Genomic DNA, 13187 nt, shown 5'->3' with positions numbered 1-13187 from the left:
TCTCCCACCGGGCCGCAGCGCGGTCGCGGTCGCCTCGGCGGGGCGGACCCCGACGCGCCCGCGCCGGAATTTCCCGTTATTACCCCCTAAAGGGGCAATGGCTCCTACTCTGGGCGACATGGTGTATCGGTACGAGTCCGATGAGGACGCCTTCGTGGACCACCCGCGGTCCGAGTCGGACCTGCCGGAGTTCCCGCCCGGCCCGCCCGCGCCGGCCGGGCCGTCTCCGTCCCGCTTCCCCACCCCGTCACTGCCGCGGACCACCCGGCCGACCCTCCCGGCCGCCGAACCGGTTCCGGTCCGCTCGTCCGTCCAGATCCCGCCGCCACCCACCCTCCCCCGCGAGTACGCCCCGACCGAGCCGCTGGAGCCGCTGGAGCCGCCGGCGCCGCCCGCGTCCGGCCCGTCCGGCTCCGGGCGCGGCGGCGGCCGGCTGTGGCAGGTGCTCGTCGGCGGCGCGGCGGTGCTGGTCCTGCTCGCGCTCTGCGGCCTCGGCGCGGCGGCCCTGCTCGTCGACCGCACGCCGAGCGACGACCCGACCGCGGCGGCACCGCAGCCCACCACGGCCGCTCCGGTCGACGAGTCGACCGCCGGCCACCTCGACTCCCGCGACACCGACCAGCAGCCGCTGACCGCCCGCGAGGTCTTCGCAGGCAAGAAGCTGGTGGTGGCCGACGGACGACCCGCCTACGACGTGCTGAAGACGCAATCCGGCGGCAGTTGCGCGGTCGCCGCCACCGGCGAGATCGCCGACCTGCTGGTCCGGCTCGGGTGCAGCCAGGTGGTACGGGGCACACTGCGCTCCCCCGACGGCCAGCACCTGGTCACCGCCGGCCTGTTCAACCTGACCGACAAGGCCAGCGCGCAACGCGTCCGGGACCGGATCCGGCAGCTGCTTGACGAGCGGCAGGGCCGCTTCCGCGGCCTGGCCGCCGGTGACGGCACCGAGGCGCTCACCACCGCCGCCGCCCGGGTCGGCTGGCAGGTACGCGGCCACTACATCGCCTACTGCCTGGTCGTCCGCACCGACGGCGGCGCCGTGCCGGCCGGCGACACCGCGGTCCGCGACATCATCTACGACGTGATCGAGCTGCACCTCGACAAGGGCGTGCTCGAACGCCGGGCCGCCGGCGGCAGCGCCGTCCAGCCCACCGCGAAGGCGACCGAGGGCACCGGCACCCAGGGCGGGAACGCCACTCCCGACGAGCTGCCCGGCGACTGATCCGCCGGTCGACAGCGACCCGACGCGAGGCCCGGTCCGAGTCCTGCGGACCGGGCCTCGCCACGTCTCCTGGCTCGCCTCGCCTCGCCTCGGCACGGCCCGGTCACGCGTCACGCCGCCTGCCCGGGCGCGCGCCGCGCACCGGCCCGGCGAGGATGCGGTCTCGCGAACCCCGGTGGGCTCAGGCCTCGGTGGGGACGCGGAGGCGGCGGGTCAGGTCGGCGCGGCGGGCGTACTCGGCCGGGTCGTCCGGGTAGCCGACCGCGACCAGGGTCAACCCGTGCGCCGCCGCGACGCTCACCTCGCTGGAGCGTTCCCGCCGGCTCAGCAGGCTCGCCGGCCACTCGACCGGCCGCCGGCCGTCCCCGGCGACCAGCATCGCCCCGACCAGGCTGCGCACCATCGCCTGGCAGAACGCGTCGGCCTGCACGGTGGCCACGAGGATGCCGTCCGGGTCGCGCCGCCAGTCCAGCCGGGTCACCTCGCGCAGCGTGGTGGCGTTCTCCTTGCGCCGGCAGTACGCGGCGAAGTCGTGCTCCCCCACCAGCCCGGCCGCGGCGGCGTTCAGCGCCGCCAGGTCCAACGGCTTCGGCCAGGCGAGGGTGTCGTGCCGGCGCAGCGGCTCGGCGCCCCACGGGGCGTCGGTCACCCGGTACTCGTAGCGGCGGAAGGTCGCCGAGAAACGGGCGTCGAAGTCGGCCGGCACCTCGCTCATGGCGCGGATCCGCACGTCGGTCGGGAGCAGCCGGGCCAACCGGCGCAGCAGCCGCCCGTCGTGCTCCCGCCACACGGCGGTGGGGAGGTCGAGGTGGCAGACCTGACCGGTGGCGTGCACCCCGGCGTCGGTGCGGCCGGCGACGGTCAGCCCGGTCGCCGTGCCCGCGCCGAGGACGAGGTCCAGCGTCTGGGTCAGCACCCCGGCGACCGTCCGCCGGGTCGGCTGGGCGGCCCAGCCGGAGAAGTCCGTGCCGTCGTACGAGACGTCCAGCCGCAGCCGGGTCCGCTCGTCCACCTCGTACCTCCCGTTCACGCCGTCGGGCCCGGCACCCCAGGAAGGGATACCGGGCCCGACGAAGGTGCCTTTGCTCAGGCCTTGTTCTCGTTGGCCTCGTCGCTGTCCTCGCGGGCGGCGTCGGTGTCACCGGACGCCGACACCGGCGGCTCGGAGTCCTGGTCCGACGAGTTCGACTCCGGGGTCTCCTCGGCCGGGGCCAGGGCCTCGACCTTGTCCTGCTGGGCGGCCTTGCGGGCGGCGGTCTTCTTGTTCGCCTTGGGCTCGGCGACCTGAAGCTCCTCGACCAGCTCGATGACGACCATCGGAGCGTTGTCACCCTTGCGCGGACCGGTCTTCACGATCCGAGTGTAGCCGCCGGGGCGGTTGGCGTACCGGGGCGCGATCTGGTCGAACAGGGCGTAGACCACGTCCTTGTCCTTGACGACGCCCAGCACCCGCCGGCGCGCGGCGAGGTCGCCACGCTTGGCCTTGGTGATGAGCTGCTCGGCCAGCGGACGCAGCCGCCGGGCCTTCGTCTCGGTGGTCTTGATCTTGCCGTGCTGGAACAGCGCGGTGGCCAGGTTGGCCAGCATCAGCCGCTCGTGCGCGGGGCTGCCGCCGAGGCGGGGGCCCTTGGTGGGCGTGGGCATGCTTGGTGCTCCTCAGGTGTGGCGGCAGCGCGGACTAGAGCTGCTCGGTCTCGCGGTAGTCGTCGGTGTCGTAGTCGGCCTCGCCGAAGGCGTCCACGACGTGCGCCGGGTCGAAGTTCGGGGCCGAGTCCTTCAGCCCGAGACCCATCCCGGCGAGCTTCATCTTGACCTCGTCGATCGACTTCTGACCGAAATTCCGGATGTCGAGGAGGTCGGCCTCGGTACGCCCGATGAGCTCACCAACGGAGTTGATGCCCTCGCGCTTGAGGCAGTTGTAGGAGCGGACGGTGAGGTCCAGCTCCTCGATCGGCAGGGCCAGGTCCGCCGCGAGCTGGGCGTCCTGCGGGGACGGCCCGATGTCGATGCCCTCGGCGGTCTCGTCCAGCTCCCGGGCCAGGCCGAAGAGCTCCACCAGCGTCGAGCCGGCGGAGGCCAGCGCGGTACGCGGGCCCATCGACGGCTTGGTCTCGACGTCGATGATCAGCCGGTCGAAGTCGGTCCGCTGCTCGACGCGGGTCGCCTCGACGCGGTACGTCACCTTGAGCACCGGCGAGTAGATCGAGTCGACCGGGATCCGGCCGATCTCGGCGCCGGCCTGCTTGTTCTGCGCCGCCGTGACATAGCCACGACCCCGCTCGACGGTCAGCTCCATGTCGAGCCGGCCCTTGCCGTTGAGGGTGGCGAGCTTCAGGTCCGGGTTGTGCACCGAGACGCCGGCCGGGGGCTGGATGTCGCCGGCCGTCACATCGCCCGGGCCCTGCTTGCGCAGGTACATGCTGACCGGCTCGTCGTGCTCGGAGCTGACGCACAGCTCCTTGATGTTCATGACGAGCTCGACCACGTCCTCCTTGACACCGGGGATCGTGGTGAACTCGTGCAGCACACCGTCGATCTTGATCGAGGTGACCGCCGCACCCGGGATGGACGACAGCAGCGTGCGCCGCAGCGAGTTACCCAGGGTGTAGCCGAAACCGGGCTCCAGCGGCTCGATGGTGAACCGGGACCGGGTCTCGTTGATCGACTCCTCGGAGAGGGAGGGTCGCTGGCTGATGAGCATTTTTTCTCTTCTCTTCCGGGACGCCCGCTATATGACGCCCACGACACAAACTGTTCCGGTGGCCCGCCCCGGAGGGCGGGCCACCGCAACGAGCCCTTACTTGGAGTAGAGCTCGACGATCAGCTGCTCCTGGACCTGGGTGTCGATCACCTGGCGGGCCGGGAGCGAGTGCACGAGGATCTTCATCTGGCTCGGGATGGCCTCAAGCCACGCCGGAACCGACCGCGAACCGGCCTGAGCCTGCGCCACCAGGAACGGGGTGAGCTCCTTGCTCTTGCCCCGGACCTCGATGATGTCGTGCTCCTTGACGCGGTACGACGGGATGTCGACCTTCTTGCCGTTCACGGTGAAGTGGCCGTGCTTGACCAGCTGGCGGGCCTGGTCACGCGAGCTGGCGTAGCCGGCCCGGTAGACCACGTTGTCCAGCCGCGACTCGAGGATCTGCAGGAGAACCTCACCGGTCTTGGCCTTCTTGCCCACGGCCTCTTCGTAGTAGCCGCGGAACTGCTTCTCCAGCACGCCGTAGACACGACGGGCCTTCTGCTTCTCACGGAGCTGGAGCAGGTACTCCGTCTCCTTCGTGCGGCCGCGTCCGTGCTGCCCGGGCGGGAACGGCCGGGACTCGAACGGGCACTTCGGACCATCGCACTTGCTGCCCTTGAGGAACAGCTTCATCTTCTCCCGCCGGCAACGGCGGCAGTCAGCACCGGTGTAACGAGCCATCTCTCTCTAACCTCTCAGACCCGGCGACGCTTCGGCGGACGGCATCCGTTGTGCGGCTGCGGGGTGACGTCGGAGATCTGCCCGACCTCGAGGCCCACGGCCTGCAGCGAACGGATGGCGGTCTCCCGGCCGGAGCCGGGGCCCTTGACGAACACGTCGACCTTGCGCATGCCGTGCTCCATCGCCCGACGCGCGGCGGCCTCGGCGGCGAGCTGCGCGGCGAACGGGGTCGACTTGCGGGAGCCCTTGAAGCCCACCTGGCCGGACGAGGCCCAGGAGATGACCGCACCGGTCGGGTCGGTGATCGACACGATGGTGTTGTTGAAGGTGCTCTTGATGTGCGCCTGCCCGTGGGCGACGTTCTTGCGTTCCTTGCGCCGGACCTTCTTGACAGCGGCTCCGGCACGAGCCTTCGGTGGCATAAGTCTGTGCGCTCCTAGTTACTTCTTGCCGGGCTTCTTCTTGCCGGCGACGGTCCGCTTCGGGCCCTTGCGGGTCCGGGCGTTGGTCTTGGTCCGCTGGCCACGCACGGGCAGGCCCCGGCGGTGCCGGATGCCGGCGTAGCAGCCGATCTCGACCTTGCGGCGGATGTCAGCGGCGACCTCGCGGCGCAGGTCGCCTTCAACCTTGTAGTTGCCCTCGATGTGGCTGCGGAGCTGGACCAGCTCCTCATCCGTGAGGTCCCGAACGCGCTTGTCCGGCGAGATGCCGGTAGCGGTGAGCGTCTCCAGGGCGCGGGTACGACCGACCCCGAAGATGTAGGTGAGCGCGATCTCCATCCGCTTCTCGCGGGGGAGGTCGACGCCGACTAGACGTGCCATGTGCGGGCGTACTCCTCGTGGTGTTGTGGCGGAGGTCTGGACCCGTCCCACCCCGCTACCGGCCGTCCCGTCCTTCCGACGCTGTCAGCGCCGGCGACCGGGATCGGTCGTGCCCGAGCGGGCCCCGGCCTCCGACCGGGGGTCAACCACGATTGAGTACGCACTGCGTACCGCTCGCGGCTGGAACGAGCTGATGATGTGCTGTCTGGATCTGCGGCCCGGACCGATCCGACCGGCCGTGTCACGACCGGTGGGACTGGTTCAGCCCTGGCGCTGCTTGTGGCGCGGGTCGGTGCAGATGACCATGACCCGGCCGTGCCGGCGGATCACCCGGCACTTGTTGCAGATCCTCTTGACGCTCGGCTTGACCTTCACGGTTGCCTTACTTCCCATCTGGCCCGGTGACGCGACCACGCGCGACGCCGGACGTCGAAGACGGACACGGGGACGTCCCGGCCGTCGTCAGGATTACTTGTAGCGGTAGACGATGCGCCCGCGGGTCAGGTCGTACGGCGAGAGTTCGACGACGACCCGGTCCTCCGGCAGGATACGGATGTAGTGCTGCCGCATCTTGCCGCTGATGTGAGCCAGCACCTTGTGGCCGTTCGCGAGCTCCACCCGGAACATTGCGTTCGGCAGGGGCTCGATGACCCGACCCTCGATCTCGATGGCTCCGTCTTTTTTCGGCATGTCCTCCGCTGTCCTGACGTCGGTTACTCCGGACGGCCCACAACGTCTTACACGGGCAACCGACCGAGATCGGAGAGCCCGCGCCAGCCGCGGCTCCGACTCCCACCGAAGCGCGTAGTGGGCATGCCGGAGTGGACGCTGTGCGCCGATCTGAAAGTGTACGCCCGAGTGCGGGCCGTCGCCAAACCGGCCACCGATCGACACGGCGGATGGCACGAAAAGTGACGCGCACCATCCGCACCGCCTCTCTCTGGGCAGTCAGTCCTGCTCCGCGCCCTCCGGCTCCCCCGCGCGGCGCGCCACGCGGCGCCTCCGCTCGGCGGCCCTGGCCCGGCGCCTGCGGGCCCGCCTTGCCGCCCGCCGCTCCTGCTCGACCGCCCACCGCCGCGGCTCTCCGCCCGCCACGCCGGTGACGGTACGCACCAGGAGCACCGCACCCCACGGCCCGGCCACCCACGCCGGCCAGAAGTAGAGCACCTCACCGGCGAGCATCGAGGTCACCGCCCAGACCGCCACCACGATCGGGATCACCCGGAGATACGGCTGCCACACCTCGGCGAGCCACCGCCGAACGACCGGGCGCAGGTCCGTCGGGAGCGCCGGCAGCGGGTCGGTTCCGTCCGGCATCGCCAGCGTCGACGCGCCCGGCGCCGCCGGCGTCGGCAGGTCGGCCACCAGGCCGTCCAGCTCGGCGTACGTCCGGGCGGCATAGGCCCGCTGCAGCCGCTCGTCGTAATCGTGCAGGTCCAACCGGCCCTCGTCGACGGCGATCCGCAGCCGGTCGGCCACCGCCCGGCGGTCGGCGTCGGCGGCCCGCATTCCGTCCCGCCCGTCCATGCCGCCCAGCATGGCACCACCCCGCCACCCGCCGATCCGGACAGCCCGTACGCTCCGGCGCGAGCTGCGCGAACGGCGACTGAGAGGGCCAACCGTCGCGGGGGCGATCCGAAGCGCCGCGGTCAGACCGCCGGGGAGTCGGCCGGCTGGCGGGACGTGACCAGGTCACCGAGGCGGGCCCGCCCGCCGTCGAAGGCGGTGAGCACCCAGACCCCATCCTCGAGCAGCGCCATCGAGTGCTCCACGTGCACCGCCATCGACCGGTCCCGGGTGACGACCGTCCAACCGTCGGCCAGTTCGACGGTACGCGGCGACCCCATCGTGATCATCGGCTCGATGGCCAGCGCCAGGCCCGGCACCAGGCGCGGACCCTTGCCGGGCCGCCCGTGGTTGAGCACGTGCGGGTCCTGGTGCATCTCGGTGCCGATGCCGTGCCCGCCGTAGCCGTCGACGATGCCGTACCGGCCGCCCTTGCGGACCGCGTTCTCCACCGCGTGCGAGATGTCGGTCAGCCGGCCCTTGCCGCTGGCGGCGCCCCGGGCGGCGGCGGCGATCCCGGCCCACATGGCGTCCTCCGCCACCTCGGCCATCTTCAGCAATGCCGGGTCGACCTCGCCCACGCCCACGGTGATCGCGGCGTCGCCGTGCCAGCCGTTCAGCACCGCGCCGCAGTCGATGGAGATCACGTCGCCGTCGCGGAGCACCTGCTGCGCCGACGGGATGGCGTGCACCACCTGCTCGTTCACCGAGGAGCAGATCGAGGCGGGGAAGCCGTGGTAGCCCTTGAACGAGGGGACGGCCCCGGCCTCGCGGATCGTCGACTCGGCGATCGCGTCCAGGTCGGCGGTGCTGACGCCGGGGGCGACGGCCTCCCGCATCCGACGCAGGGCCTCGGCGACCACCAGGCCGGCGGCCCGCATCTTCTCGATCTGGTCGGGGGTCTTCAGCTGGATGTCCAGCTGGGGACGGCGCATGGAGCCAATACCTTTCGTTGCCGGACAGCGATCAGCGGGGCACGTCGCACGTACCCCGCTGATCGCACTCTATCCGCCGGAGTCCGGCAGGACCTCAGCCGCCGTACGACCGCAGCGCGTCTATGGCGCGGACCGTGACGTCCTCCACCGGCCCGGTGGCGTCGATCCCGACCAGCTTGTTCTGGGCGCCGTAGTAGTCGACCAGCGGCGCCGTCTTCTCGGCGTACTCCCGCAGGCGGGCCGCGATCGTCTCCGGCTTGTCGTCGTCCCGCTGGAACAGCTCGGCACCGCAGCGGTCGCAGATGCCCTCGCGGGTGGTGGCGTCGAACTCGACGTGCCAGATCTTGCCGCAGCCGCGGCAGGTGCGCCGGCCGGAGAGCCGCCGGATCACCTCGTCGTCGTCAACGACCAGCTCCAGCACCAGGTCCAGCGCGGTGCCGAGGTCCGCGAGGAGCTTGTCCAGCGCGGCGGCCTGCGGCGTCGTACGCGGGAAGCCGTCGAGCAGGAAGCCCTCGGCGGCGTCCGGCTCGGCGAGCCGGTCCCGGACCATGTTGATGGTGACCTCGTCCGGGACCAGCTTGCCGGCGTCCATGTACCGCTTGGCCTCGACACCCAGCGGGGTGCCCTGCGAGACGTTCGCCCGGAAGATGTCACCGGTCGAGATCTTCGGCACCGAGAGGTGCGCGGCGATGAATTCCGCCTGCGTGCCCTTGCCCGCGCCCGGCGGGCCAACCAGAACGAGTCGCATCTACCGCAGGAACCCTTCGTAGTTCCGCTGCATGAGTTGGCTCTCGATCTGCTTCACGGTCTCGAGACCGACGCCGACCATGATGAGCACAGCGGTGCCGCCGAACGGGAAGTTCTGGAACTGCTGGCTGTTCAGCCAGATGAAGAAGAAGTTCGGCAGGATCGCGACGATGCCCAGGTAGAGCGCGCCCGGCAGGGTGATCCGGCTGAGGATGAAGTCGAGGTACTCGGCGGTCGGCTTGCCGGGGCGGATGCCCGGCACGAAGCCGCCGTACTTCTTCATGTTGTCCGCGACCTCGGTCGGGTTGAACGTGATCGACACGTAGAAGTACGTGAAGAAGATGATCAGCAGGAAGTACATCACGATGTGCAGCGGCGAGTCGGCCTGCACGATGTTGTTCTGGATCCAGGCCTGGGTCTTGCCCGGGTTGGTCTGGTCGAAGAACTGGAGCGCCAGCTGCGGCAGGTAGAGCAGCGAGGAGGCGAAGATGACCGGGATGACACCCGCCTGGTTGACCTTGAGCGGGATGTAGGTCGAGGTGCCGCCGTACATCCGCCGGCCGATCATCCGCTTGGCGTACTGCACCGGGATCCGGCGCTGCGCCTGCTCGATGAAGCAGACCGCGGTGATGACCAGCAGGACCAGGACGAGGACGAGGACGAACTTGCCCCAACCCTCGTTGGTCTTGATCTTCCAGCCCTCGCTGGGGAGCCGGGCGGCGATCGAGGTGAAGATGAGGACGGACATGCCGTTGCCGACGCCGCGGTCGGTGATCAGCTCACCGAGCCACATCACCATGCCGGTGCCGGCGGTCATCGTCATGACCAGGATGCTCAGCGTCAGCCAGTTCGGGATGCCGGTGCCCTCGGGGATGATCGGGAACTGGTCGCAGCGGTTCTGGAACAGCTGCCCGGAGCGGGCCAGCGCCACGAAGGCCGACGACTGGAGGATGCCCAGGCCGAGGGTCAGGTAGCGGGTGTACTGGGTGATCTTCGCCTGGCCGGCCTGGCCCTCCTTGCGGAGCTGCTCCAGCCGCGGAATGACCACGGTGAGCAGCTGCAGGATGATCGACGCGGTGATGTAGGGCATGATGCCCAGCGCGAAGACCGAGAGCTGCAGCAGTGCGCCGCCGGAGAAGAGGTCCAGCAGGTTCAGCACTCCGGTGCTCTGACCCTGGAGGGTGTCGAGGCACTTCTGCACGTTGCCGTACGAGACGCCGGGGCTGGGCAGAGTGGCGCCGAGCCGGTAGACCGCGATGATGCCTACTGTGAACAGCAGCTTCTTGCGCAGGTCAGGCGTACGGAACGCACTGAGAAAGGCGGACAGCAACTTCTTCCTCCTGCGCGAGGCGGGCCGCCGGTGATCCCTGGCGGGGGCGGGGTGGGTGCCGGGCGAGTGCCCGATATCCATAGCTGGGAAGGGACTCTAACAGCCCGCTCCCGGTCCGGGCAGATGCGCCCGGCTACATAAACCGAATCCGATGTTACCCGGCGCACACATGCCTGGTAGACCACGGCGCCCGCCCAGTTGGGGACAACTGAGCGGGCGCCATGGGTCGTGCCTTACAGCTCGGTGACGGAGCCACCGGCAGCGGTGATCTTCTCCTTGGCCGACGCGCTGAAACCGTGCGCCGACACCTGGAGGGCCACACCGCCGAGGTCGCCGGTGCCGAGGACCTTGATCGGCTGGCCCTTGCGGACCGCGCCGACCTCGACCAGCTCCTGCGGGCCGACCTGGCCGCCGTTCGGGAAGAGCTCGGCCAGCCGGTCCAGGTTGACCACCTGGAAGACGACCTTGAACTTGTTCTTGAAGCCCTTCATCTTCGGCAGGCGCATGTGGATGGGCATCTGCCCACCCTCGAACGCCGCCGAGATGTTCTTGCGGGCCTTGGAACCCTTGGTACCGCGACCGGCGGTCTTGCCCTTGGAGCCCTCACCGCGACCCACCCGGGTCTTCGCGGTCTTGGCGCCCGGGGCCGGGCGCAGGTGGTGAACCTTGATCGTCATTACTCGACCTCCTCGACCTTCACGAGGTGGTTTACCGCGAAGATCATGCCGCGAATCTCGGGCCGGTCCTCCTTGACCACCACGTCGTTGATCCGCTTCAGACCGAGCGAACGCAGCGACTCACGCTGGTTCTGCTTGGTGCCGATGCCGGACCGGACCTGGGTGACCTTCAGGCGTGCCATCAGGACGCCACCCCCGCCCGCGACGCCAGCATGGCGGCCGGCGCGACGTCCTCCACCGGCAGACCACGACGGGCCGCGACGGCCTCGGGGGACTCGAGCCCCTTCAGCGCCGCCACCGTGGCGTGCACGATGTTGATCGGGTTCGACGAGCCGAGGCTCTTGGAGAGCACGTCGTGGATGCCCGCGCACTCCAGCACGGCACGCACCGGGCCACCGGCGATGACACCGGTACCGGCGGACGCCGGCTTGAGCAGCACGACACCGGCAGCGGCCTCGCCCTGCACCGGGTGCGGGATCGACTGGCCGATCCGCGGCACCTTGAAGAAGTGCTTCTTGGCCTCCTCGACACCCTTGGCGATCGCCGCGGGCACCTCCTTGGCCTTTCCGTAGCCCACGCCGACGGTGCCGTCGCCGTCGCCCACGATCACCAGGGCGGTGAAGCTGAAGCGACGACCACCCTTCACGACCTTGGCGACGCGGTTGATCGCGACGACCCGCTCGAGGTGCGGGGTCTTCTCGACGGGCGCGTTTCCGCGGCCGCCCTCACGGCGGTTGTCGCGGCGACCACCCTCGTTGCCACCGGACCCGCCGCCACGGCGCTGTTGACCTGGCATCAGCAGCCTTCCTTATCTCTCGTGACGGGGTTTCTAGAACTCGAGCCCGGCTTCGCGGGCGGCGTCGGCAAGCGCGGCGACCCGCCCCGCGTACCGGTTGCCACCGCGGTCGAAGACGACCTTGGAGACGCCGGCGGCCTTGGCGCGCTCGGCGAGCAGGGCGCCCACCTTGCCGGCCAGGGCGCTCTTGTCGCCCTCCGCACCACGCAGCGACGCGTCCAGGGTCGAGGCCGACGCCAGGGTGTGACCCTTGGTGTCGTCCACGATCTGGGCGACGATGTGCCGCAGGGAGCGGGTGACCACCAGGCGGGGACGCTCGGCGGTACCGCTGACGTTCTTGCGGACCCGGAAGTGCCGGCGCGCACGCCCGACGGCACGCTTGGCGGCGACGCCGCGGCGGCGCTTGAGCAGCGTGGCGCTCACTTCTTACCTGCCTTTCCAGCCTTGCGGCGGATGACCTCGCCCTGGTACTTCACGCCCTTGCCCTTGTAGGGCTCCGGCGGGCGGATCTTCCGGATGTTGGCGGCGACCTCACCGACCTGCTGCTTGTCGATGCCGGCCACGTGGAACAGCGTCGGCTTCTCCACCGTGAAGGTGATGCCGTCCGGAGCCGGCACCAGCACCGGGTGCGAGAACCCGAGCGCGAACTCGAGGTCCTTGCCCTTGGCGGTGACGCGGTAACCGGTACCGGCGATCTCCAGGCTCTTGCGGTAGCCCTCGGTCACACCGACGATCATGTTGGCGACCAGGGTACGGCTGAGGCCGTGCAGTTCCTTGGCCTTGCGCTCGTCGTTCGGCCGGTTGACGTGCACCTGGCCGTCCTCGCCCCGCTCCGCCTTGATCGGCTCGGCGAGCGTGTGCGACAGCTCGCCCTTCGGGCCCTTGACCTTGACGGTCTGGCCGTCGATCGTGATGTCGACGCCGGAGGGTACCGGGATCGACTTACGTCCAATACGCGACATTTCTACCTGTCTCCCGTTACCAGACGAAGGCGAGGACTTCCCCGCCAACGCTCCGCTTGCGGGCCTGCCGGTCGGTGAGCAGCCCCTGGGACGTCGAAATGATCGCCACGCCCAGCCCGCCGAGCACCCGCGGGAGCCCGTCCGACTTGGCGTACACCCGGAGACCGGGCTTGGACACGCGCTTGATGCCGGCCAGGCTCCGCTCGCGGTTCTGGCCGTACTTCAGCTCGACGACCAGTCGCTTGCCGACGGCGCCCTCCTCGGGCTCCTCGACCAACCAGGTGGCGATGTAACCCTCGGCCTTGAGGACCTCGGCGATGTTCGCCTTGATCTTCGAGTAGGGCATCGTCACCCGGTCGTGGTACGCCTGGTTGGCGTTACGCAGACGCGTGAGCATGTCTGCGATCGGGTCGGTCATCGTCATGAAATTCGTCAACCTTTCTCGCCGGGGTTCCCCGGGCTGGGCCCGGGGCCTACGGCGAAGAGACAGTTCAGCTGACGCGCGAAGCGCGCCGGGCTATTACCAGGAAGCCTTGGACACGCCGGGCAGCTCACCGCGGTGGGCCATCTCCCGGATGCACACCCGGCAGAGACCGAACTTGCGGTAGACCGCCTTCGGACGCCCGCACCGCTGGCAGCGGGTGTAGGCGCGAACCGAGAACTTCGGCTTCGCGGCCGCCTTGATGATCAGCGCCTTCTTGGCCATC

General features: G+C 70.0%; 20 protein-coding genes. 1 reads left to right on the top strand and 19 read right to left on the bottom strand.

Going from position 1 to position 13187, the window contains the following annotated elements; all coding sequences use genetic code 11:
• Positions 1-118 precede the first annotated feature (118 nt).
• Positions 119-1222, top strand: coding sequence for a hypothetical protein (locus GA0074696_RS06625; RefSeq protein WP_172894203.1), 1104 nt, complete (start codon positions 119-121; stop codon positions 1220-1222).
• 181 nt (positions 1223-1403) lie between these two features.
• Here the strand turns inward: GA0074696_RS06625 and truA are convergent, their stop codons facing one another.
• The 19 genes from truA to GA0074696_RS06530 all read right to left on the bottom strand — a co-directional run bounded on the left by truA (position 1404) and on the right by GA0074696_RS06530 (position 13186).
• Positions 1404-2234, bottom strand: a complete 831-nt coding sequence (gene truA, locus GA0074696_RS06620; RefSeq protein WP_088960271.1) for a tRNA pseudouridine(38-40) synthase TruA — start codon at positions 2232-2234, stop codon at positions 1404-1406.
• Between the two features lie 74 nt (positions 2235-2308).
• Positions 2309-2866 (bottom strand): 50S ribosomal protein L17, encoded by a 558-nt coding sequence (rplQ, locus tag GA0074696_RS06615; protein WP_088960270.1) that lies wholly within the window; start codon positions 2864-2866, stop codon positions 2309-2311.
• A 34-nt stretch (positions 2867-2900) separates the two neighbouring features.
• Positions 2901-3923: a DNA-directed RNA polymerase subunit alpha gene (locus GA0074696_RS06610; RefSeq protein WP_007073009.1), complete on the bottom strand. Its 1023-nt coding sequence runs from the start codon at positions 3921-3923 to the stop codon at positions 2901-2903.
• Between the two features lie 96 nt (positions 3924-4019).
• Positions 4020-4646, bottom strand: coding sequence for a 30S ribosomal protein S4 (gene rpsD, locus GA0074696_RS06605; protein ID WP_088960269.1), 627 nt, complete (start codon positions 4644-4646; stop codon positions 4020-4022).
• A 14-nt stretch (positions 4647-4660) separates the two neighbouring features.
• Entirely contained in the window at positions 4661-5068 is a 408-nt protein-coding gene (rpsK, locus tag GA0074696_RS06600) for a 30S ribosomal protein S11 (protein WP_013288613.1), read from the bottom strand.
• A gap of 18 nt (positions 5069-5086) precedes the next feature.
• Positions 5087-5467, bottom strand: coding sequence for a 30S ribosomal protein S13 (gene rpsM / locus GA0074696_RS06595; protein ID WP_088960268.1), 381 nt, complete (start codon positions 5465-5467; stop codon positions 5087-5089).
• Between the two features lie 261 nt (positions 5468-5728).
• Entirely contained in the window at positions 5729-5842 is a 114-nt protein-coding gene (rpmJ, locus tag GA0074696_RS06590) for a 50S ribosomal protein L36 (RefSeq protein WP_012184307.1), read from the bottom strand.
• A gap of 93 nt (positions 5843-5935) precedes the next feature.
• Complete coding sequence (infA, locus tag GA0074696_RS06585; protein ID WP_007073013.1) at positions 5936-6157, bottom strand: translation initiation factor IF-1; 222 nt, start codon at positions 6155-6157, stop codon at positions 5936-5938.
• A 258-nt stretch (positions 6158-6415) separates the two neighbouring features.
• Positions 6416-6994: a DUF1707 SHOCT-like domain-containing protein gene (locus tag GA0074696_RS06580; RefSeq protein WP_088964393.1), complete on the bottom strand. Its 579-nt coding sequence runs from the start codon at positions 6992-6994 to the stop codon at positions 6416-6418.
• 122 nt (positions 6995-7116) lie between these two features.
• Positions 7117-7968, bottom strand: coding sequence for a type I methionyl aminopeptidase (gene map / locus GA0074696_RS06575; protein ID WP_088960267.1), 852 nt, complete (start codon positions 7966-7968; stop codon positions 7117-7119).
• 94 nt (positions 7969-8062) lie between these two features.
• Positions 8063-8716 carry an adenylate kinase gene (locus tag GA0074696_RS06570; protein WP_088960266.1) on the bottom strand — a complete coding sequence of 218 codons (654 nt, stop codon included), beginning with the start codon at positions 8714-8716 and terminating at the stop codon, positions 8063-8065.
• The gene (secY, locus tag GA0074696_RS06565; protein ID WP_088960265.1) at positions 8717-10045 is read right to left on the bottom strand and encodes a preprotein translocase subunit SecY; all 1329 of its coding nucleotides are present in this window, start codon (positions 10043-10045) and stop codon (positions 8717-8719) included.
• Between the two features lie 233 nt (positions 10046-10278).
• Positions 10279-10722 carry a 50S ribosomal protein L15 gene (gene rplO, locus GA0074696_RS06560; RefSeq protein WP_088960264.1) on the bottom strand — a complete coding sequence of 148 codons (444 nt, stop codon included), beginning with the start codon at positions 10720-10722 and terminating at the stop codon, positions 10279-10281.
• Positions 10722-10904, bottom strand: a complete 183-nt coding sequence (rpmD, locus tag GA0074696_RS06555) for a 50S ribosomal protein L30 (protein WP_088960263.1) — start codon at positions 10902-10904, stop codon at positions 10722-10724. Before rpmD ends, rplO begins: the two co-directional genes overlap by 1 nt.
• On the bottom strand, positions 10904-11518 hold the full coding sequence (gene rpsE, locus GA0074696_RS06550) for a 30S ribosomal protein S5 (protein ID WP_088960262.1): 615 nt from the start codon (positions 11516-11518) through the stop codon (positions 10904-10906). The genes rpmD and rpsE overlap by 1 nt, the downstream gene beginning before the upstream one ends.
• Before the next feature lie 33 nt (positions 11519-11551).
• The gene (gene rplR, locus GA0074696_RS06545; RefSeq protein ID WP_088960261.1) at positions 11552-11941 is read right to left on the bottom strand and encodes a 50S ribosomal protein L18; all 390 of its coding nucleotides are present in this window, start codon (positions 11939-11941) and stop codon (positions 11552-11554) included.
• Positions 11938-12480: a 50S ribosomal protein L6 gene (gene rplF, locus GA0074696_RS06540; protein ID WP_088960260.1), complete on the bottom strand. Its 543-nt coding sequence runs from the start codon at positions 12478-12480 to the stop codon at positions 11938-11940. The genes rplR and rplF overlap by 4 nt, the downstream gene beginning before the upstream one ends.
• A 16-nt stretch (positions 12481-12496) precedes the next feature.
• Positions 12497-12904 carry a 30S ribosomal protein S8 gene (gene rpsH / locus GA0074696_RS06535; RefSeq protein ID WP_067301438.1) on the bottom strand — a complete coding sequence of 136 codons (408 nt, stop codon included), beginning with the start codon at positions 12902-12904 and terminating at the stop codon, positions 12497-12499.
• A gap of 96 nt (positions 12905-13000) precedes the next feature.
• Positions 13001-13186, bottom strand: coding sequence for a type Z 30S ribosomal protein S14 (locus GA0074696_RS06530; protein ID WP_007465272.1), 186 nt, complete (start codon positions 13184-13186; stop codon positions 13001-13003).
• Position 13187 lies beyond the last annotated feature (1 nt).

Origin of the sequence: Micromonospora purpureochromogenes (genome assembly GCF_900091515.1) — a bacterium.
Lineage (GTDB): Bacteria > Actinomycetota > Actinomycetes > Mycobacteriales > Micromonosporaceae > Micromonospora > Micromonospora purpureochromogenes.
This window is presented reverse-complemented; position numbering and strand designations above follow the sequence as displayed.

Coding starts and splice junctions, on each gene's coding strand:
- GA0074696_RS06625 (WP_172894203.1), top strand. CDS start 119: ATGGTGTATCGGTACGAGTCCGATGAGGACGCCTTCGTGGACCACCCG.
- rplQ (WP_088960270.1), bottom strand. CDS start 2,866: ATGCCCACGCCCACCAAGGGCCCCCGCCTCGGCGGCAGCCCCGCGCAC.
- GA0074696_RS06610 (WP_007073009.1), bottom strand. CDS start 3,923: ATGCTCATCAGCCAGCGACCCTCCCTCTCCGAGGAGTCGATCAACGAG.
- rpsD (WP_088960269.1), bottom strand. CDS start 4,646: ATGGCTCGTTACACCGGTGCTGACTGCCGCCGTTGCCGGCGGGAGAAG.
- rpsK (WP_013288613.1), bottom strand. CDS start 5,068: ATGCCACCGAAGGCTCGTGCCGGAGCCGCTGTCAAGAAGGTCCGGCGC.
- rpsM (WP_088960268.1), bottom strand. CDS start 5,467: ATGGCACGTCTAGTCGGCGTCGACCTCCCCCGCGAGAAGCGGATGGAG.
- infA (WP_007073013.1), bottom strand. CDS start 6,157: ATGCCGAAAAAAGACGGAGCCATCGAGATCGAGGGTCGGGTCATCGAG.
- GA0074696_RS06580 (WP_088964393.1), bottom strand. CDS start 6,994: ATGGACGGGCGGGACGGAATGCGGGCCGCCGACGCCGACCGCCGGGCG.
- map (WP_088960267.1), bottom strand. CDS start 7,968: ATGCGCCGTCCCCAGCTGGACATCCAGCTGAAGACCCCCGACCAGATC.
- GA0074696_RS06570 (WP_088960266.1), bottom strand. CDS start 8,716: ATGCGACTCGTTCTGGTTGGCCCGCCGGGCGCGGGCAAGGGCACGCAG.
- rplO (WP_088960264.1), bottom strand. CDS start 10,722: ATGACGATCAAGGTTCACCACCTGCGCCCGGCCCCGGGCGCCAAGACC.
- rpmD (WP_088960263.1), bottom strand. CDS start 10,904: ATGGCACGCCTGAAGGTCACCCAGGTCCGGTCCGGCATCGGCACCAAG.
- rpsE (WP_088960262.1), bottom strand. CDS start 11,518: ATGCCAGGTCAACAGCGCCGTGGCGGCGGGTCCGGTGGCAACGAGGGT.
- rplF (WP_088960260.1), bottom strand. CDS start 12,480: ATGTCGCGTATTGGACGTAAGTCGATCCCGGTACCCTCCGGCGTCGAC.
- rpsH (WP_067301438.1), bottom strand. CDS start 12,904: ATGACGATGACCGACCCGATCGCAGACATGCTCACGCGTCTGCGTAAC.
- GA0074696_RS06530 (WP_007465272.1), bottom strand. CDS start 13,186: ATGGCCAAGAAGGCGCTGATCATCAAGGCGGCCGCGAAGCCGAAGTTC.